An 18,185-nucleotide genomic window follows, 5' to 3' on the forward strand; every position below is an offset into this window, starting at 1 on the left:
ATAGATACACCTCCTGTGTAACAAGAAATATACTTGTTGATCAAAGTATACCACTTGTTTACAATTTTTTGGATAGTGTCTACTTTTAGCTTACCACTTCAGAAATAAAACAAATTGGACATATAGAGATTCTTATGCATCTTTTGCCCAAATTTTCCTAATTTTCTGCACTGTCTGATTGGGCAAAAAATTACTTTTATTTTCTATCTGCCCACAAAATAGAAAATGACTATTAAAATCACGCAAAAAGGACTGATACAGAACAGATAACTCCATCTATTCTGCAACAGTCCCTTTATTGATTTCACATACTATAAAACAAGTTATTCTGTAAACGTGTAACGCACAATAGAGCCGTGGTTATCACCTGTCACTATTACAACATCTCCATTTTCATTGAGTATGGATTCCAAAATCGGAAATCTTCCATTCTCTTTTACGTAAGCTTCCGGACTATCCGCTTCTGCCTCGATCAAAGTCTTTTTGCTGTGTTTTTCTCCTCCGCACGGATTTATTTCCTCAACAAAGATTTCATACTCATGCATGTAGTGTTCCTCCTGAAATTGATTTTTTTAATAAGTAATACGTATTATTATAAAATCAATCCATTTCTATTTCAAAAGGGGTTTTTACTAAAAATCTGCCTTTCGTTTTAGACATTATTACCATGGCAGCCATGTTTCTCTTCACCGCAATGATGCTCGCCACAGGAATGCTCATGGGCATGGTGGGAGCACTGGACATTCGGATTATAATCCAGTTTACCGCCGACATAAGCAAGCACTGCTTCGTCCGCATTTCCGCTGACACCGCCATACAGCTTAATTCCTGCTTCTGCCAGTGCCATCTGTGCACCGCCGCCGATTCCGCCGCAGATCAGGACATCCACACCTGCATTGGTCAGAAATGAAGCTAATGCACCATGTCCCTGTCCATTGGTATCTACCACCTGTGTGTTTTTAATCTGTCCGTTCTCCACATCATACAGTTTAAACGTCTCCGTATGTCCGAAATGCTGAAAAATCTCTCCATTTTCATAAGTTACGCCAATTCTCATCTGTCCTTCTCCTTTTCCCCTGATTGATAATTGTCTGCCAGAAACTTCCGGTCTTCTACAACGCTTTCCGCAACAAAACACATCCATACCATCGCAAAGCCGATAATTACCGCCTGAAATATGCAGCGTCTTTCCATTTATCAGGCAATCCGCAAGTTTATACCGGGCAGTCTCATAGATCTCTGTGACTGTCGTCCGGGATATCCCCATCTGCTCTGCACACTGCTCATGGGTCCGCTTTTCCAGATCAATCAGACGAATCGCCTCATATTCATCCACGGTCATATGTATCCGTTCGCCAGTCAGTATTCCTTCTGGCCTGAAGCTGTCATAAGCCGGCTCTACGCAGATTCTTCTGCATCTTGTTGGTCTTGCCATTGTACTTCCTCGCCTTCATTTCCGTCATATGTCGATAATTATCATACCTCTATTCTATGCAGAAGTCAATGGGTGGATTCATTCTGACTATCTGCCTCACCTACTGTAGTGAATAAAAAAATATTTGAAATCTTCATTCGTCACTGCTATAATGGACCTACAGCGTGTGGCGTTTTTGCGTAAATCCAGTTGCAAAAACGCCACACGCTTTTTTATGGAATCGAGGTGAAAAATGGAAAAATGAAAAAAAACTTGATAGGCAACTCGTGTAGCTGAAATGCGTAAGTCCGGATGTTTTTGGATTTACGCATTTCTTATTTTTTGAAAGAAAGGTGAATTTTTATGGATACTGGAAATCAGTTTTTAGGGACAGAGCGTGTCAGCAAGCTCATGAAGCAGTACGCCATCCCCTGCATCATCTCACTGTTAGTAGGTGCACTTTATAACATTGTTGATCAAATTTTTATTGCAAATGCAAGCTATCTCGGCTCTTATGGCAACGCGGCCAACACCGTTGTTTTCCCTCTGACCGTGGTGGCACTGGCCATCGCCGTCATGATCGGTGACGGCTGCTGTGCTTTTGTCAGTATGGCTCTTGGAAGAAATGAACTGGAGAAAGCCAAACGCAGCGTTGGCAACGCCGTCGTATTATCTGTTGCCACCAGCCTTGTTTTAATGGCGGTATATTTCATTTTTGCGAACAGCATTATTGCTATGTTCGGCGGCACAGTCAATGAAGAAACCTTTCACCACTCGCAGGAATACTTCTTCTATATTACGCTGGGTATTCCGTTCTATATGTTCGGACAATCCATGAACCCCATCATCCGTGCCGACGGCAACCCCAAGTTTGCCATGATCTCGACGCTTTCCGGTGCTGTTATCAACATCATCCTTGACCCTATTTTCATCTTCTGTTTTAAGTGGGGCATGATGGGTGCAGCTATTGCAACGGTTATCGGTCAGGTGCTCACAGCGATCCTTGCAGTATGGTATCTGATGAATATGAAAATTATCAAGCCTGCTTCCGGTGATTATGCCCTGCATAGGAGCATCTGCGGACGGATGCTGACGCTTGGCATCACCAGTTTTCTTTCCCAGATCAGTTTGGTAGCGGCAATGGCAGCCATCAACAATATGCTCCGTAAATATGGTGCACTGGACGCTGTATTCGGGCAGGAGCAATATGCACAGATCCCTATGGCAGTCGTGGGTATTGTAATGAAATTCTTCCAGATTGTCATTTCCATCGTGGTGGGTATGGCGGCAGGCTGCATTCCCATTGTGGGCTACAACATGGGTGCGAAAAAGGAGCTCCGTGTCCGGGAGCTGTTCACCAGGCTGCTGCTCACTGAGGCTCTGGTGGGTGCGTTGGCACTTATACTGGCTGAAGGTTTTCCCCGTCAGCTCATCGATATTTTCGGTGCCGCCAATGAGAGCAGCTACTACACCGATTTCGCCATCAAAGCCTTCCGTACTTATCTCTGTATGATGATCCTCGCCTGCGTCAACAAGGCATGCTTCATCTTCTTGCAGGCAGTAGGTAAGGCACTCTCGTCCACGCTCCTGTCCATGTTCCGTGAGGTGGTATTCGGCGTGGGCTTCGCCCTGCTTTTGCCAGTGTTCTTCGGTCTGGACGGTGTACTGTATTCCATGCCGGTATCGGATATCATGACCTTTCTCATTTCGGCAATTATTATTGCGAAAACTTATCGGGAATTGAATGAAAAAGGAGTTTAAAGCATATGAAGAACAGAGTTATCACCATCAGCCGCGAGTTTGGCAGCGGCGGACGCACCATCGGAAAAAAAGCGGCGGAAAAACTGGGGATTCCGTGCTATGACGCGGAAATCATACTGGAAATGTCGAAGGAAACTGGCTTTGCACCGGACTATGTAAAAGAGGCGGGAGAGTATGTTCCCGACAGTTTCCTATCCGCAGCCTTTTCCAACCGGATAATGGGCCCTACCAATGAGGATATTCTGTGGGCGCATCAGTACAAGGTTATCACGGAGTTGGCCGAAAAAGGTCCCTGTATTATCGTGGGCCGCTGTGCCGACTACATTTTGCAGAATAAAGCAGACTGCCTGAAGGTCTTTATCCATGCAGACATGGCTTTCCGCGCCAAACGCATTGTGGAGGTCTATGGTGAACGGGAGCAGTCCCCTGAGGAACGTCTGAAGGATAAAGATAAGCGCCGGGCGGCCTATCACCGCTTCTACACTAACATGAAGTGGGGATACGCACAGAACTACCATCTGACACTGGACAGCGGCGTGCTTGGCATCGATAAGTGCGTAGACATCATCGCAGGACTGTATTAAGGCACTTGAACAGGAGTCTATTGTACTACAACTTGGACATGATCCTATTTAACTCATATTTTTCACTTCATTCTTTATAATTACCTTGACATTTTCATATGACAGGTATATTATCTAAAAAATAATAACAATAATCATTACTGTTTTAGAAAGGAGAAAATTTTATGAAATATGTATGTGATGTATGCGGATGGGAATATGATGAAGAGCAGGGTTATCCGGAGGGCGGCATTGCACCGGGCACCAAATGGGAAGATGTTCCGGAAGATTTCGAATGTCCGTTATGTAATGTAGGAAAAGACCAGTTTTCTGAAGTAAACGAATAAAAATATAGAAGTGCCACTCAGTCAGGGAAATGATTGAGTGGCACTTCTTTTTTAATTCAGGAAATTCTGGATAATAACATTTTCTGCCTCTTCTTCTGTCAGGCCAAGCGTGCGCAGCTTCAGAAGCTGTTCATCGTTGATTCTTCCGATCGCTGCCTCGTGGATGATTGCTGCATCCACATTTTTAGCACGGATTTCCGGAATAGAACCCACCTCTGCATGGTCCATGATAATGGAATCACACTGGATATGCGCCTGACATTTGCTGTTTCCGATTGCATTCGGATGGAAGGTCTGCACAGACTCCCCTTTTCCTACTGATCTGGAAATGATTTGCGCAGAGCTGTCTTCACCGTTTAACTGTACTTCAATATTGGACTCTGCCTGCTGCTTTCCATCTGTCATCAGTCGTTCCGTCACAAATAATTTTGCATTTTTTGCAAGCTCTACATTTGTTTCACGGAGAGTGGAATCCACTCCTTTGATCTGTGCTGTATCCAGTGTAAATACCGAATTTTCTCCCACATAAATATTGGTCACAGGATTTAATACTTTTCCGCCGGTTCCATTGCCTTCCCCATAATGCTTCTCTTCATAACGCACGTTGGCATTTTTTCCTACATGAAACGTATGAATGCCGTCATGACGGCTCTCATTGCATCCACTGTTGTGAATACCGCAGCCGGCAATAATCGAAACATCTGCTCCGTCTGCCACATAGAAATCATTATAGACCACATCCGTCATTCCTGACACACTTACTACGACCGGAATATAGACAGCTTCTCCTTTGGTCTCTCCATCAATGTAAATATCAATTCCCGGCTTATCTGTTTTTCTCTTAATTTTAATATGCTCACTGTCACCATGACAGATGGACGTTCCATTCTGGCGGAGATTATAGGCACCTTTCTGCTCAAATTTGTGATCATTGATCACATCCAGCACATTTTCCGTAACATTATCAAGCTTTACCATTAAAATTTCCCCTCCATCCGGTCTGCGCATTCATGACATTTCTTAACGCCGTTAAGATAAGGAAGCACTTCCTCTTTACTTCCCATTCTCTTTATGATACCGTCATCAACTATCATAATCTGGTCTGCCATCTCTATAATCTTCTCCTGATGAGAGATGACAATCAGGCTCTGTTTTTTCTGTCTGTGGATCTCTTCAAATTTCTGGATCAGCATCGAAAAGCTCCACAAATCAATTCCTGCTTCCGGCTCGTCAAATACACACAACTTATGTTCTTTTGCAAGCACAGTGGCAATTTCAATTCGTTTCATCTCACCGCCTGATAACGTTCCATCAACCTGCCGGTTCACATACTCCTCTGCACAAAGTCCGACTTCAGAAAGCATTCTGCAGCATTCCGGCTCTGTGAGTTCTTTTCCTGCTGCCAGTGATAAAAGTCTCGAAACCGGCATTCCCTTGAATCTTGGCGGCTGCTGGAATGCATAACCGATTCCTGCATTTGCACGATGATTGATATCATAATCAGTGATATCTACATCGTCCAAATATATTTTTCCGCTCTCAGGTTTGTTAATGCCGATCAGTGTCTTTGCCAGTGTCGATTTACCGCCTCCATTCGGGCCGGTAATTACCAGCATTTCTCCGTCTTTTACTTCAAACGAAATATGATCCAGCAGACATTTCTTTCCACCTTCATCATCTACCTTCACAACTAACTCTTCTGTTCTTAACATGTCTTTTCTCCTGTAGTTCTAAAACCTGTAATCTATACCTATTATATTGGCTTTTATAATGATTGCAAGTACTCTTCCCTCATTTCTCTCATAAATCTATTGAAAAACTGTCCGACAAAGGCTACACTAATTATAAATATATGCGGTGTATCCGCAAGGAGGGTATATTCATGACTATGAAAGAAATTGCAACAGGTTTACAGCACATCGGTGTTCCCACAGGAGATATGGACGCAACCATCCATTTTTATCATGCACTGGGATTCGAAACTATTTTTGAAACCGTCAACGCAGAAGCTGGCGGACGAGTAAATTTCTTCAAATTAGGAGATCTTGTGATCGAGACTTATGAAGTAACAGACCCTGCAAAGGCTCCAGGTGCTGTTGATCACATCGCCATCAACGTTAAAGACATCGAGGAAGCTTTCCGTTTTGTCAATGAAGCAGGTCTGAACAACACAAATGATATCATCCATTCTCTTCCGTTCTTTGAAAACGGTGTAAAATTCTTCACCATCGAGGGTGCCAACAAAGAAAAAGTCGAATTCAATCAGTTCCTGTAAAGCAGGACACGAAAATACCGCCCGCCCTGTAGAAACATTCCTTTCTGCAGGATGGGCGGTATCTTTATGCTTTCACAAGGGGAAGGGTGATTGTGATCATAAATTCATCATTTTCCTGCTTCCAGGTAAAGTTTCCCCCATGATTTTCCATAATTTTTCGACAGGTTTTCAGACCAATCTGCATACTCTCAGGATGGTCTTTCCGGTCACGAATATGGTTCGTGACCTGGATATACAGCATATCCGGCTGCTCCGAAGCCTCGATCCGCAGCGGGTACACCGGATCTCCATACTTTTTCAGATTGGAGATAAGATTATCCATGACGCGCTGCATATATTCGCTGTCCACCTGTACGATTCCTTTCAGCTCTTTAATCTGGCATTCAATGGTACCACCATGATCCTGCCAGTCAAAGAACTGACCGTTACAGAAATCTTCCGCCAGCTCCACACTCGGAATCTTCTGCAGCTGCAGCCCATTTTCTTCCCGACCATAAACCAGAAAATATTCAAACAGCCGGTCTGATACCTTTTTCATCTGAAATGCCTTCTTCCGGCAATATTCCAGATATTTTTTCAACTGCTCCTCGTCTTCATACCGATGCATATTGAGAAGCTCCAGATAGCCGATCAGCGAAGTCAGCGGTGTCCGCAGATCATGGGACATGGCTGTTACCAGCTCCATGTTGGCTTTTTCCGCCTCCGCCTTCATCTGCTGCTCTTCCAGAATGCCATTCTTCAGTGATTCAATTCCGATTGCAAGGCTGGTCAGTTCATCTCTTCCTTTGATCGTAATAGGATATTCCAGATTTCCTCCCCCCAGCACTTTCAGATCCTGCTCCAGCTGATTGACATACCGGATTTTCCGGTGAATCAATGCAAAGAGAAGTAAAATGAATACAATTGCTCCTGATCCATACTCTGCAATATCAACCCAATAAAGATTATCTACATCCAGATAAACCTCCAGATCCACTTTAATCACAGTTCCGTCATAAAGCATCACGTCATGATAGTTACTGGCCGGGTATAGTTCAGTTGAATCCACCTCATCCGGATTTTCTCCTTCCCCGTCCGTATATAATGTATCATCATCCTCCCAGGAATCTGTTTCCGGCGAATCAGGAGCCATATACGGCCCAAGAATAGGATCAATATTCCGATAAAACGTCACATACACATCTCTCTGCCTTTGTACCCAGGCAACCAATAATTCTATATTCTGTTCCGTAACCTTATGTTTTTCAATAAACTGATCCAGATCCTTCAGCACTTCTTCGGTTTTGTCTTCATATTTTGTGCCGGAGTATGCTTCTGTGACTGCCCACTGAATGGTCGCTGTTCCTACTGCTCTGGATACCAAAATGGCAGTCAGCAGTGCAATTCCGCTCAGCGCGATCAGCTCCATTGTCAGTCTGCTCCACCATCTGTTTTTCCTAATTGACACAATAACCTCTTCCCCAGATATTCTGAATATAGGACTGTCCGCCCTTTTCCAGTTTTCTTCTAATATTTCGGATATGAACCATCACCGTGTTACCGGAATTGGGAAAAAATGCTTCCTTCCAGACTGTCTCATAGATTTCTTTTACGGAAAATACCTTCCGCGGATTAGAAATGAGCAGCAATAAAATCTGGTACTCCATTTCTGTCAGGGAGATTTTCTCTCCTCCCGCCTGCACCGTCTGCAGATTCTGGTCAATCGTAATATCACGGTAGCACACCAGCTCCTCTGATGTCTCTGCACTTCCCTGGTAGACCTTGTAACGCCGAATCAAAGCCTTTACCCGCGACAATAATTCCATATAAGAAAATGGCTTCACCAGATAATCATCCCCACCTGCGGAAAATCCCTGTACTTTATCATGTTCTCCTGATTTTGCCGTCAGGAATAAAACGGGAACCGTAGTCTTCTCCCGAATCTGCTCGCAAGCCCATACACCTGACTCTCCCGGCATCATAATATCCAGAATCACAAGATCTGCCTTTTCTGCCTGCTCTACCGCTTCCCTGGCATTACTCGCTTCCAGTATCCGATAGCCTTCTCCTCCCAGCATCATCCTGAGTACATCCCGGATTTCCGGTTCATCATCTGCTACCAGTATGGTCTGTTTTTCTGCCATGGGTTCACCGCCCTTCTTTTCTACATTCTTCCCCTTATTGGAAAATTTCTAATGCAAGTGTAACATGTCCATCCTGGGTAAAGAAAGACCCATGGGGCATAATTAAGACTTTTTAAGAAAAGAAAACAGGACTACAAAGCTGTAGCCCCGTTGCCAGTCTCTACCACATAAAAATCTGGTTTCAATCCTGTCTCTTTTTGATAATTCGTTCCAACCTGACTGATAAAATCGTTGACTGCACTATTTTCCACAATGCTGACGGTACAGCCGCCAAATCCGGCTCCCATCATACGGGATCCCAGCACCCCTTCCAGTTTCCAGGCTTCCTCTACCAGAATGTCAAGCTCCCGACAGGATACTTCATAATCTTCCTTCAGGGAAATATGGGATGCATTCATAAGCTGTCCGAATTCTATAATATTGCCTGCTTCCAATGCTTTCACCGCTTCCATGGTCCGTTGGTTTTCCGTCACTGCATGGCGGGCTCTCTTTAAACAAACCGGATCTTTAATCATCTCCTGTACTTCTTCAAAGACATCTGCCGTCAGCTCACTTAAATGGCGGATGGCAATCACCGTCTGCAAGTCCTTCAGCGCCTCCGCACATTCTTTCCTGCGCTGTCTGACATAGTCTTCCACGCCATCCCTTGGTTTGCCACTGTTCGTAATAATAATTTTCTTATGAGGAAGCAAAAGTGGTGCATAGGCATAGGAAAGATCACTCGTGTCCAGTAGAATGGCATAATCCTTCTTTCCCATGGCTATGGTAAAGGGATCCATAATGCCGCCTCCAGTCTTCAGATACTCATTCTCCGTCAACTGGCTGAACAATGCAATATCCACCATATTCATATCCGGTATTTCCAGAAGATCTCTCAGAATCAGTCCGGTTACTACCGTCAGCGAAGAAGAAGAACCGATTCCCAATCCTTTTGGAATCTCTCCATAATATAAAATATCCAGTCCGCCTTTCACCTTACAGCCTTTCTTAATAAAAGTACGAACCACACCTTTGGCATAATTGCCCCAGCCGTCTTCCTCTCTGTAATAGAGTTCACTGGATGACATTTCCAGCACTCCCTGCTCCGGATAATTCAAAGAATAAAAACGAAAACGGTTGTCCTCCCGTTTTCTCGCCACCGCATAAGTTCCGATGGCAATGGCGCATGCAAACACATGTCCGCCATTGTAATCGGTATGGTCTCCGATCAGATTTACCCGACCCGGTGCAAAATAGGCTCTGACGTCCCCGCCAACTCCATAGATTTCCCCGAATTTATCAATCAGCCGCTGTTTCATAAACTTTTCTCTCCCATAATCGACCAAATTCGACATATATTATATGTATCATAGCATAATCTATCGTTTTTGTTAAGATTTTGTTACGTTGACTTTTACCCTCAGTGTAGTTACAATGAGAGAAAAAGTCTTTTATAAGGAGTATGTACTATGTTAGAATTTTTAAAAGTCATTTTCCTTGGCATCGTCGAGGGAATCACAGAATGGCTTCCTATTTCAAGTACCGGACACATGATTCTGGTTGATGAATTTATCAAGCTGAACGTCACTCACGATTTTATGGAAATGTTCTTGGTAGTAATTCAGCTGGGTGCCATTCTGGCTGTCGTCGTTTTGTATTTTCCAAAACTGTGGCCATTCTGTTCCCCGAAAAACGGCTGGATCAAAAAAGATACCTGGATTCTTTGGTTTAAGGTGATTGTAGCCGCCCTCCCGGCTGCCATCATTGGGCTTCCTTTTGATGATCTGTTGGATAAACTATTCTACAATTATCAGACCGTAGCAGTCACCCTGATTCTGTATGGTGTACTTTTTATTGTTGTAGAGAATTATAACAAAAACCGCCGTCCCCGCATCCGATCTCTGGAGAAGCTTACCTGGTCCACCGCTCTTCTGATCGGTATCTTCCAGATTCTTGCACTGATTCCGGGTACCTCCCGTTCTGGTTCCACCATCCTTGGCGGTATCCTTCTGGGAGCTTCCCGCTATGTGGCAGCCGAGTTCAGTTTCTTCCTGTCCATTCCGGTTATGTTCGGAGCCAGCCTTTTAAAACTGGTAAAATTTGGTTTCCACTTTACCGGTTATGAGCTTGCCATCCTGATCGTTGGCATGCTGACCGCATTTATCGTATCCATTCTGGCCATCAAATTTTTGATGAACTACATTAAGAAAAATGATTTCAAACCATTTGGATACTATCGTATTGTACTCGGTATTCTTGTCCTGGGTTACTTCCTGTTCCTGGGATAATCATACATAAGGGAGAAAGAAAAATGTACAAAGAAATCGCAAAACTCATTTTATACCGTGATCTGGGTGAGAACAGTATCCTCTTAAAGCTGTCCGGTATCTTCCGTGATTTTGAGCTGGGTCTGGCTGAAAAAGAAGAACTGACCAGCCGCATCTATGAGCAGATGAAAGCACTTCTGGATCTATCTACCCAGTATGGCTTCGACAAAAATCTGTGGCACAATTATCTGACCTTCATCCTGCTGACCAACGAAAACTCTTTCAGCATGACCAGTGAGAAGGTAGGTGCCAATGACGGTACCGTCAATCATTTTGCAAAAGCAGATTTCGCTGTATTCAAAAAACTGTTTGACTTTGATTTCAAACCTATTGAGGAAGAGCTTGGCATTGACTGTTTCACAACTGTCTGCAATTACCACTCCATTCCTAAGAAAGAACGGATGTACAACCGCAATGTCAGTGAACGTGTGCAGGAAGTCAGCGAGAAAATCGAGGAGGCCAAAGATGCCGATGAGGTTTTCACCATCATTACGAATTTCTACAAAGCATACGGCGTTGGTATGTTCGGTCTGAACCGCGCTTTCCGTATTCGTCATCTGGAAGAAGGTGTAGAGTTCCTTCCTATCAATAATACGGACCGCGTCATGTTAAATGACCTGATTGGTTATGAGATCCAGAAAAAGAAACTGGTGGACAATACCGAAGCCTTCGTCAAAGGACTCCCAGCCAATAACGTGCTTCTCTGCGGAGATGCCGGAACCGGAAAATCCACCAGTATTAAAGCACTGCTCAATGAATATTATGGTCAGGGGCTTCGTATGATCGAAATTTACAAGCACCAGTTCCAGGATCTCTCCTCCATCATTGCACAGGTAAAAAACCGGAACTACCGCTTTATCATTTACATGGATGACCTTTCCTTTGAGGATTTCGAGATTGAGTACAAATTTCTGAAGGCGGTCATCGAAGGCGGCATGGAGACCCGCCCGGATAACGTACTGATCTATGCCACCTCCAACCGCCGTCACCTGATCAAAGAAAGCTGGAGTGACCGCGACGATATGGAAACAGACAACGGAATGCACCGCTCCGATACCATGCAGGAGAAGCTTTCTCTGGTAGCACGCTTCGGTGTGACCATCTACTACGGAAAGCCGTCCCAGAAAGAATATTTCACCATCGTCAAGGAACTGCGGAAACGTTATCCGTCCATTACCCTGACCGATGAGGAGCTGTGTGCAGAGGCCAATAAGTGGGAATTAAGCCACGGCGGCATCTCCGGAAGAACTGCCCAGCAGTTTATCAACTATATGGCAGGCATGGCTCCTGCTGCCGACTAATGTTCTTATGTGCATAAAAGGGCTGCCCGATGACGGGCAGCCCTTTTTGTGTGCTCGGGTTGGAAGATCAGGTGCATACGCTGGAGAGTTTGGACCTTTCAGAGCCTTTGTAATATTATTCTTCTTCTCTCTTTCTTCGGCCAAGTAAGATCAGAAGGAATCCGATTCCTGCTGTCACAATCAGGAGTATCAGAAGAATCCATGAAAGATGTCCGTTCTCCACAGACTGGCTGCCTGCATCCACCGCATCTTCTTCCTGATCCGGCTTCGGAATACCATCTTTATCTTCTTTCTCCTGGATTTCTTCAACTGGTGTATTGACTTCTCCTGTGTCATCTCCAAGATCAATCTCCGCCAGATCTTTACCTGGCTCTGACATCTTACCGGTTGGAATCTCACCCAGCGCAAGATCACCAATCGGACTTGCAGGTGATGTCTCGCTTCCTGATGCAAGTTTTGAACCGGAACCAGAGGTTTTTCTGGATCCAGACGGTTTTTCCGGCGTGGTCGGCGTATCCGGGGTCGTCGGCGCATCCGGGGTCGTCGGTGTATCCGGGGTCGTCGGTGTATCCGGATTCGACGGATCCTCCGGGCTTTCCTGTGCAGTGGTACGGATACTAACTGCCGTCACATATGCAAGGTCACTGCTCTTCAACGGGCGGAACACGGCCATAATCTGGCTGTCTCCTTCGTTTCCGGTCTTCTTCACAAGTGTTTCTCCGGACGTTTCCACTTTCACACTGTCTCCCCACCGTACATCCACGGAGGTCTGCTCATATCCGGTCAGGTCAAGCGTGCTGCCATCCGAAAGGACACCTGTCAGTTTTAATTCTGCATGGTCTTTCTCTGTCAGATCGATCACACCGTCCTTCACCGGACTGCCATCTGCCAGGAGTTCCACATATTTGAGATCGGCCAGCCGTTCAAGCAATGCTCCATTCTGGAACGAAACCTCTTTTTTCGTCTCATTTCCGACATGGTCTTTTGCCAGGATGGTCAATGTCCGGTTCCACAGTGTCTGGTTCTCCGGCAGGATAAGTTCCACACGTAACTGTCCCTGACTAAGGTGACTGTCCAGATTCTGGTCCGATTTTCCAATTTGCTCCCCATCAATCAGGAAGGTATATCTGCTGCCTTTCTCTGCGGCTGCCCGGATCTGAAGCTTACTGCCCTCCGGTGTCTCTCCTGTCGTCGGACTTTCCAGCAAGAGCAATGGCGGTGTCGTATCCACGATCACATTCTGTGTCAGGATCTTCTGATCCCCCTGCTCATTTTCACAGGCAAATTCCAGTGTATGTACTCCATCTGAAAGACTGATCTGCCGACTGAACTCTGTCGCCAGCGTCGTAAATGGATAGCTTTCTCCTTCCGCGCCATCCACCGTCAGCGTTCCTTTTACCGGAATCGTACTGGTGATGCGTACCGTGTTGGACGTCTGGCTGCTAAGAATGCCGCTTACTCCATCTGCTTCACTCTCTTCCGATACTGTACTTCCATTGACCGCAATCGTCAGTTTTGCCATCTTCGGTATGTTCAGCACGGCCGCCTGACTTGCCTTCCTGCTGCTGCAGTAAAGGGTCTCTTCGCCCGACGCAGCATCCACATCCGTTCTTCCTGCACGGACATCCACATCATAGGTGCAGCCCGGCGTATACCCGATCTCTGTTGTCGTTCCGTCCGGTACCAAAGTACCGTCTTCTCCTTTTGCGTAACCAGGCATCTCATAGCGTCCGCCTATAAAGACTTCGTCATTTTTTGCCTGCTCTTTTGTAAAATAAAGTCCGCTTTCTTTTAATGTTCTCGTTCCGTCTTCCGCTGTTTCATACACATCGATATAGTATCCGTCAAGCATTGGATCCTGAAAATTATCCTGGATATCGACGGTCAGCTTATAATTTCCCTGATTTTTCAGTGTCACTGCATCCGGTGCCTCAGGTGCCTTTGGATTTGTAATCATCACCTTTTCTGAAGACTGTACCCGCTCATAGGTCTTTCCTTCCTCTTCGACGGTGACATTCACATAGTAATTGCCGGAAGGAATATCATCCGGAATGGATACATTCGTAAATCCCGCCTCGATTGCGCTCTTGCTCGTAATCGTTTGATTCAGCAGTACATTTCCGGAAGCAAGGGTGCTTTCCAGATCCTGCTTTTCAGAAAGGGAAAAATGAAGCTTTGTATCATCTGTAATATGGGATGCTTTCCATTTTACCGTTATCATTGAACCGCCGGAAAGTGTCTCTGCTTCTACATTTTCAACCGTCGGCAGCTCTTCCACCTCGATCACGCCCACGCTGGTGGCAATCGGATGCGCGTCCGTTCCTGCGCTCAGAAGATAAGACTGATCTGATCCTTTCACTGCAATGTAGGCTACTCCATTGACCAGATTGGCATTGGAACTCTGCGTCAGCTCCTGATCCTTCTCCACATCTCCTGTCGGTTCATAGAACTTCAGCAGATTTCCGGAACCATTCTGCGTCAATGTCAGGTCATCCGCTTTCAGCGTCTCCCCGTTTTCCACCGCATTTACGGTAATGAGATAGGTTTTTCCACTGTCCAGTTTCAGCCGGTGTTGATAGATCGTCGTATTGCTCTCCACAAAATTGAGATTGGTACCAAGGTACATCATCTGCGTTTCATCTGTCTTCGCGTTATACTGTACCGGTATCGGTTCCGAAAGCCTCCGGTAGACCTGTCTGGCATTTGCCATCCGGGAGGTAGTGAACTTCACTTCTCCGTTATCCCAGTAGTATACAAATCCAAGATGAATGATGCCAAGCACCGTAACCGAACCCCACATCTTCACCGTTCCGCCGCCAAGTTCTGCGGAAGCGATCTCCATGCCTCCGATGACCGGAATGTACTGCGGCAGGGAAATCGCCACTCTCATCATCATTTCAAAAAGATCCTGTGTCCCGATCACATAGAAGCTGCCTTTGAACAGCTGCATAAAGTTTACACTGCCCTCCAGGGAAATTTCCATGTTGGGGTACCAGGCCACGCCGACGCTTCCGCCATCCAGAAATCTCGCATTTCTGACAAATTTCAGGCTCACATCCGACAGGGATACCGCGATTGCCCGCAGGGACAGTTTCAAATCTGCCGTACCTGTCATGACCTTGAAAATGTCAAACTGTACATTCAGCAATAATGTCAGAGGAGGCAGTCCGTCGGTTCCGTAGATTGTATCATAAAGCTTGTCATATCCACCGCCTCCGCCGGTCAGCCAGAAGATACCAAGACCGTCCACGTTGGCACCCGGTTCAAAGCCGCCCAGTGTAAAGTAGAGTTTATCCGGTATGGGTGCCCCGGAAGGATTTCCCTTTACGACCAGTGCAAACTGCATCTCAAAGTTTGCCGCTTCCGCCTCTCCTTCCACGCCGACTTCGTATCCGCCTATCGTATTGACAGAAAGCTGACCGCTCATGGAACCCGGCAGGAAACTGACGATCTGCGGCATGGTCATCCATGCATCCATGTTGATGCCGATGTAGCCATCCTTCTTCCCGTTGCTGCCGAACAACACATCCGTAATCTGCGCGCCGCCCGCAAGTGCCGTCACATCCTCCTGTTCCGGTGCGTCCTCCGCGACGAAGCTCCCAAATCCGTAAGGGTCAAGCCCACTGGTGCTGTCCATCTTCGTATACGTCCAGGAACTGCTCTTGGACTGGTTTTCCCTCGCCTTTTGTGCGCCGCCTGGTGTCATGAAAGACAGATCAAGGCCGCCGCCGAAGGATACGATATCATAATAGTCTGCCGTCACATCTTCCTGGTCTTCTTCTGTGTCATTCATCTTTCCGAAGACACCATACCGAAGATCAATCAGAAAGCCTCCCACGCTCTGCAGAAAACTGTAGGAGCTGTCCCAGCTCACTTCCATATATTCCTGTCCGACGGTAAGGTCATTTCCGGACAGAATCACGCCGCTCTGGTTATAGACCGGAACGACAATCTCCTTACCGCTTTCCATGTTAATGCTCGACCGGCCGTTTCGCACACTGGTATTGGCACCCAGTGTCGTCAGGGAACCGTTCATGGAAATCCGTACACTTCCACCCGTCTCCTGTACCTCAAAGGAGCTTCCTGTATATTTCAGCGTATTGTTGATCGTCACCGCTTTGTCCTGTCCTGCCATCCGGTACCGGCCGTCTTCTTCCTTCACCAGATCGCCTCGGAGTGTGAGCAGCAGGTCTTTCCCCTTTCCGTCTACACTCAGCTGTTCTTCATACCGGGACAATTCTGCTTCACTTCGAAAAGCAGTCAGACTATACTTGTTCTCCGGTTTTCTCACAACTGCCAGTACTGCATAAAAATCATTCCGGTAGCTTTCGTCATCGGTCATCAGAACCTTCATGCCGTCTCCGGTAATATCCTCCGGCACCCCTTCCGGGCGGTTTGCCTCCGCGCTGTCCCACTTCATATGTACCTGATAGCGTCCCGTTTCCATATATTCTTCCAGATAAAAGACCGCACTGTTTCCGTCCTCGCTGACACTGCAGGCATCCGTGGCAACTGCATAGCGGACCGTTTCGTCCTCTTCTTTCACCAGTTCCAGTCCCCGGAAACCGGCATGCTTCAGAAAACTCATGCCTTTTCCGGCAATCGTGAGATATCTTCCGCCTTCATTGTAGAGAATCTCCGGCTGCACGCCAAGTACGGATACCACCGGCATATCCGGATCTTTTCCCGGAATAAAGATACTGTTCTCTGTAGTCGCGATGCAGAAATCCTCCGCATAGACACCCAGCTCGTTGACCGCCGGGTCAAAATTATACACTTTGGTCACAAAGCTTCCAAGCTGCGGCTCTTCCTGCGGGGTAAACTGAAAATCAAAATAGGTCGGAAGTGATCTCCCCGGCTTGAAATCTTCGATCTCTGTCACCAGTGGGTTCGTATTGTCATACGTCGTCCAGGAGCCGTCATCCGACTGTCTCTGTGTGGTCAGTCCCACTGCGTAGACCGCTACCCGCAGATGGCTCCATGTGGTTCCCTCCTGTCCGTCTGTCTGTTTTGACGGATTATTGACCGTCGTGCTCACCCGGACCAGATTGTCTGCCTCGCCGGAGCTTCCGATAAAATCCGTCCTTGCGTCATTGAACCGGAGTACAGAAGGGGCTGTCGTATTTACCCGGACCTGATTTCCCTTATTCTTAACATTTGCCGTGACTCCATAGTATGTGGAGAATGTTTTCTTCTCTCCGCCTCCCAGCGTTCCCAGATCAAAATACAGTGCCACCGCAGAATCCGCTGTCTTCCACTCATTCAGATTATTCGTAAAATTCAGCGTCGTATCCGGTGTATAATCAAAGATACTGGAAGCCAGGTTCGCCCAGTGGGCAAAGATCATCTTATAGGGTTTTTCTGTCTTCAGCGTACTGTTCACTCCGAATGCCGCTATGGTCGATTCTGACAGACGGTTTCTTGCAAAATAATCTGCCGGAATCACCGTTTTCCCGTCCGAGGAATCCAGTACCGTCTCTTTTACATAACCCTGAAACCCGTCACCGAGAATGTTATTTCCCGCTTCGTAAAGGGCGTAATCCTGATCCCCCAGCATGGTATCCATCAGAAGTCTGCTCCGAACCGCCTTTTCCTGGTCGGATTTATTTTCCACCGTATAAAGGATCTGTGCCGTTCCCAGCTGCTCGGACGACGCATTGTTGACCAGTTCAATTCTCTGGGTGATGCTCAGATCCCCGACGCGATAGGTACTGGTAATGCCATTGGCATCGGATGTGGTCACCAGCGGTTCTGAGAACAGGTAGTGATTACCGAAAATATATCCCTTCCCGTTCTCGCCGCCGACCTGGAAACTGGCAAAGGAACTGTCATACTCCTCCCCGCTGTGCAGGAGTGCTTTGTCATTATCCGTTTCTTTGGTCACATCACCTTCCTTTGTCGTGATGCTGTATCCACCGTTTTTCTGATTCACAGTGACTTTGATATAGTCATTTTCCACACTGAGTGTCCCGCTCTCTGATTTCCATGCAAATACCTCAAGAGGAACACTCTCGGCCATCAGAAAAACAGCCAGAAGAGCTGAGACAATCCGTTTTCCAATTCTGCTCTTATTTTTCATCTCCTTCGTCCCTCCC

14 protein-coding genes are annotated in these 18,185 nt (G+C 46.5%); 6 read left to right on the forward strand and 8 right to left on the reverse strand.

Annotated elements, in window-relative coordinates; genetic code table 11:
* Nucleotides 1–323: 323 nt before the first annotated feature.
* Together ACZMB2_RS04010 and ACZMB2_RS04015 are read right to left on the reverse strand one after the other, a co-directional pair.
* The gene (locus tag ACZMB2_RS04010; protein ID WP_118770534.1) at nucleotides 324–545 is read right to left on the reverse strand and encodes a hypothetical protein; all 222 of its coding nucleotides are present in this window, start codon (nucleotides 543–545) and stop codon (nucleotides 324–326) included.
* A 107-nt stretch (nucleotides 546–652) separates the two neighbouring features.
* Nucleotides 653–1,435 (reverse strand): DUF134 domain-containing protein, encoded by a 783-nt coding sequence (locus ACZMB2_RS04015; RefSeq protein ID WP_487595628.1) that lies wholly within the window; start codon nucleotides 1,433–1,435, stop codon nucleotides 653–655.
* Between the two features lie 342 nt (nucleotides 1,436–1,777).
* Between ACZMB2_RS04015 and ACZMB2_RS04020 the strand changes: the two genes are divergently transcribed.
* From ACZMB2_RS04020 to ACZMB2_RS04030, 3 genes are all read left to right on the forward strand, one after another.
* Nucleotides 1,778–3,175, forward strand: a complete 1,398-nt coding sequence (locus ACZMB2_RS04020; protein WP_487595629.1) for an MATE family efflux transporter — start codon at nucleotides 1,778–1,780, stop codon at nucleotides 3,173–3,175.
* Nucleotides 3,176–3,180: 5 nt separating this feature from the next.
* On the forward strand, nucleotides 3,181–3,759 hold the full coding sequence (locus tag ACZMB2_RS04025) for a cytidylate kinase-like family protein (RefSeq protein ID WP_487595630.1): 579 nt from the start codon (nucleotides 3,181–3,183) through the stop codon (nucleotides 3,757–3,759).
* A gap of 164 nt (nucleotides 3,760–3,923) precedes the next feature.
* Complete coding sequence (locus tag ACZMB2_RS04030; protein WP_118770538.1) at nucleotides 3,924–4,085, forward strand: rubredoxin; 162 nt, start codon at nucleotides 3,924–3,926, stop codon at nucleotides 4,083–4,085.
* Nucleotides 4,086–4,136: 51 nt separating this feature from the next.
* Here the strand turns inward: ACZMB2_RS04030 and ACZMB2_RS04035 are convergent, their stop codons facing one another.
* Together ACZMB2_RS04035 and ACZMB2_RS04040 are read right to left on the reverse strand one after the other, a co-directional pair.
* Nucleotides 4,137–5,063 carry a SufB/SufD family protein gene (locus ACZMB2_RS04035; protein ID WP_118770539.1) on the reverse strand — a complete coding sequence of 309 codons (927 nt, stop codon included), beginning with the start codon at nucleotides 5,061–5,063 and terminating at the stop codon, nucleotides 4,137–4,139.
* Entirely contained in the window at nucleotides 5,063–5,797 is a 735-nt protein-coding gene (locus ACZMB2_RS04040; protein ID WP_487595631.1) for an ABC transporter ATP-binding protein, read from the reverse strand. Before ACZMB2_RS04040 ends, ACZMB2_RS04035 begins: the two co-directional genes overlap by 1 nt.
* Before the next feature lie 170 nt (nucleotides 5,798–5,967).
* Here ACZMB2_RS04040 and ACZMB2_RS04045 point away from each other — a divergent pair, with 170 nt between their 5' ends.
* Nucleotides 5,968–6,360 (forward strand): VOC family protein, encoded by a 393-nt coding sequence (locus tag ACZMB2_RS04045; RefSeq protein ID WP_487595632.1) that lies wholly within the window; start codon nucleotides 5,968–5,970, stop codon nucleotides 6,358–6,360.
* Nucleotides 6,361–6,424: 64 nt separating this feature from the next.
* Here the strand turns inward: ACZMB2_RS04045 and ACZMB2_RS04050 are convergent, their stop codons facing one another.
* From ACZMB2_RS04050 to ACZMB2_RS04060, 3 genes are all read right to left on the reverse strand, one after another.
* On the reverse strand, nucleotides 6,425–7,807 hold the full coding sequence (locus ACZMB2_RS04050) for a HAMP domain-containing sensor histidine kinase (RefSeq protein WP_487595633.1): 1,383 nt from the start codon (nucleotides 7,805–7,807) through the stop codon (nucleotides 6,425–6,427).
* Nucleotides 7,797–8,483: a response regulator transcription factor gene (locus ACZMB2_RS04055; protein ID WP_487595634.1), complete on the reverse strand. Its 687-nt coding sequence runs from the start codon at nucleotides 8,481–8,483 to the stop codon at nucleotides 7,797–7,799. The genes ACZMB2_RS04050 and ACZMB2_RS04055 overlap by 11 nt, the downstream gene beginning before the upstream one ends.
* 131 nt (nucleotides 8,484–8,614) lie before the next feature.
* Nucleotides 8,615–9,781: a galactokinase gene (locus ACZMB2_RS04060; protein ID WP_487595635.1), complete on the reverse strand. Its 1,167-nt coding sequence runs from the start codon at nucleotides 9,779–9,781 to the stop codon at nucleotides 8,615–8,617.
* Nucleotides 9,782–9,931: 150 nt separating this feature from the next.
* Here ACZMB2_RS04060 and ACZMB2_RS04065 point away from each other — a divergent pair, with 150 nt between their 5' ends.
* Nucleotides 9,932–10,750 carry an undecaprenyl-diphosphate phosphatase gene (locus ACZMB2_RS04065; RefSeq protein ID WP_487595636.1) on the forward strand — a complete coding sequence of 273 codons (819 nt, stop codon included), beginning with the start codon at nucleotides 9,932–9,934 and terminating at the stop codon, nucleotides 10,748–10,750.
* 23 nt (nucleotides 10,751–10,773) lie between these two features.
* The gene (locus tag ACZMB2_RS04070; RefSeq protein ID WP_487595637.1) at nucleotides 10,774–12,090 is read left to right on the forward strand and encodes an ATP-binding protein; all 1,317 of its coding nucleotides are present in this window, start codon (nucleotides 10,774–10,776) and stop codon (nucleotides 12,088–12,090) included.
* Nucleotides 12,091–12,205: 115 nt separating this feature from the next.
* Here the strand turns inward: ACZMB2_RS04070 and ACZMB2_RS04075 are convergent, their stop codons facing one another.
* Nucleotides 12,206–18,169 carry a hypothetical protein gene (locus ACZMB2_RS04075; RefSeq protein WP_487595638.1) on the reverse strand — a complete coding sequence of 1,988 codons (5,964 nt, stop codon included), beginning with the start codon at nucleotides 18,167–18,169 and terminating at the stop codon, nucleotides 12,206–12,208.
* Nucleotides 18,170–18,185 lie beyond the last annotated feature (16 nt).

This window comes from Hominiventricola sp., assembly GCF_057604405.1.

Excerpts from the sequence above, each read along its gene's own strand:
- ACZMB2_RS04010 (WP_118770534.1), bottom strand. The coding sequence starts at position 545 with ATGCATGAGTATGAAATCTTTGTTGAGGAAATAAATCCGTGCGGAGGA.
- ACZMB2_RS04015 (WP_487595628.1), bottom strand. The coding sequence starts at position 1,435 with ATGGCAAGACCAACAAGATGCAGAAGAATCTGCGTAGAGCCGGCTTAT.
- ACZMB2_RS04020 (WP_487595629.1), top strand. The coding sequence starts at position 1,778 with ATGGATACTGGAAATCAGTTTTTAGGGACAGAGCGTGTCAGCAAGCTC.
- ACZMB2_RS04025 (WP_487595630.1), top strand. The coding sequence starts at position 3,181 with ATGAAGAACAGAGTTATCACCATCAGCCGCGAGTTTGGCAGCGGCGGA.
- ACZMB2_RS04030 (WP_118770538.1), top strand. The coding sequence starts at position 3,924 with ATGAAATATGTATGTGATGTATGCGGATGGGAATATGATGAAGAGCAG.
- ACZMB2_RS04035 (WP_118770539.1), bottom strand. The coding sequence starts at position 5,063 with ATGGTAAAGCTTGATAATGTTACGGAAAATGTGCTGGATGTGATCAAT.
- ACZMB2_RS04040 (WP_487595631.1), bottom strand. The coding sequence starts at position 5,797 with ATGTTAAGAACAGAAGAGTTAGTTGTGAAGGTAGATGATGAAGGTGGA.
- ACZMB2_RS04045 (WP_487595632.1), top strand. The coding sequence starts at position 5,968 with ATGACTATGAAAGAAATTGCAACAGGTTTACAGCACATCGGTGTTCCC.
- ACZMB2_RS04055 (WP_487595634.1), bottom strand. The coding sequence starts at position 8,483 with ATGGCAGAAAAACAGACCATACTGGTAGCAGATGATGAACCGGAAATC.
- ACZMB2_RS04060 (WP_487595635.1), bottom strand. The coding sequence starts at position 9,781 with ATGAAACAGCGGCTGATTGATAAATTCGGGGAAATCTATGGAGTTGGC.
- ACZMB2_RS04065 (WP_487595636.1), top strand. The coding sequence starts at position 9,932 with ATGTTAGAATTTTTAAAAGTCATTTTCCTTGGCATCGTCGAGGGAATC.
- ACZMB2_RS04070 (WP_487595637.1), top strand. The coding sequence starts at position 10,774 with ATGTACAAAGAAATCGCAAAACTCATTTTATACCGTGATCTGGGTGAG.
- ACZMB2_RS04075 (WP_487595638.1), bottom strand. The coding sequence starts at position 18,169 with ATGAAAAATAAGAGCAGAATTGGAAAACGGATTGTCTCAGCTCTTCTG.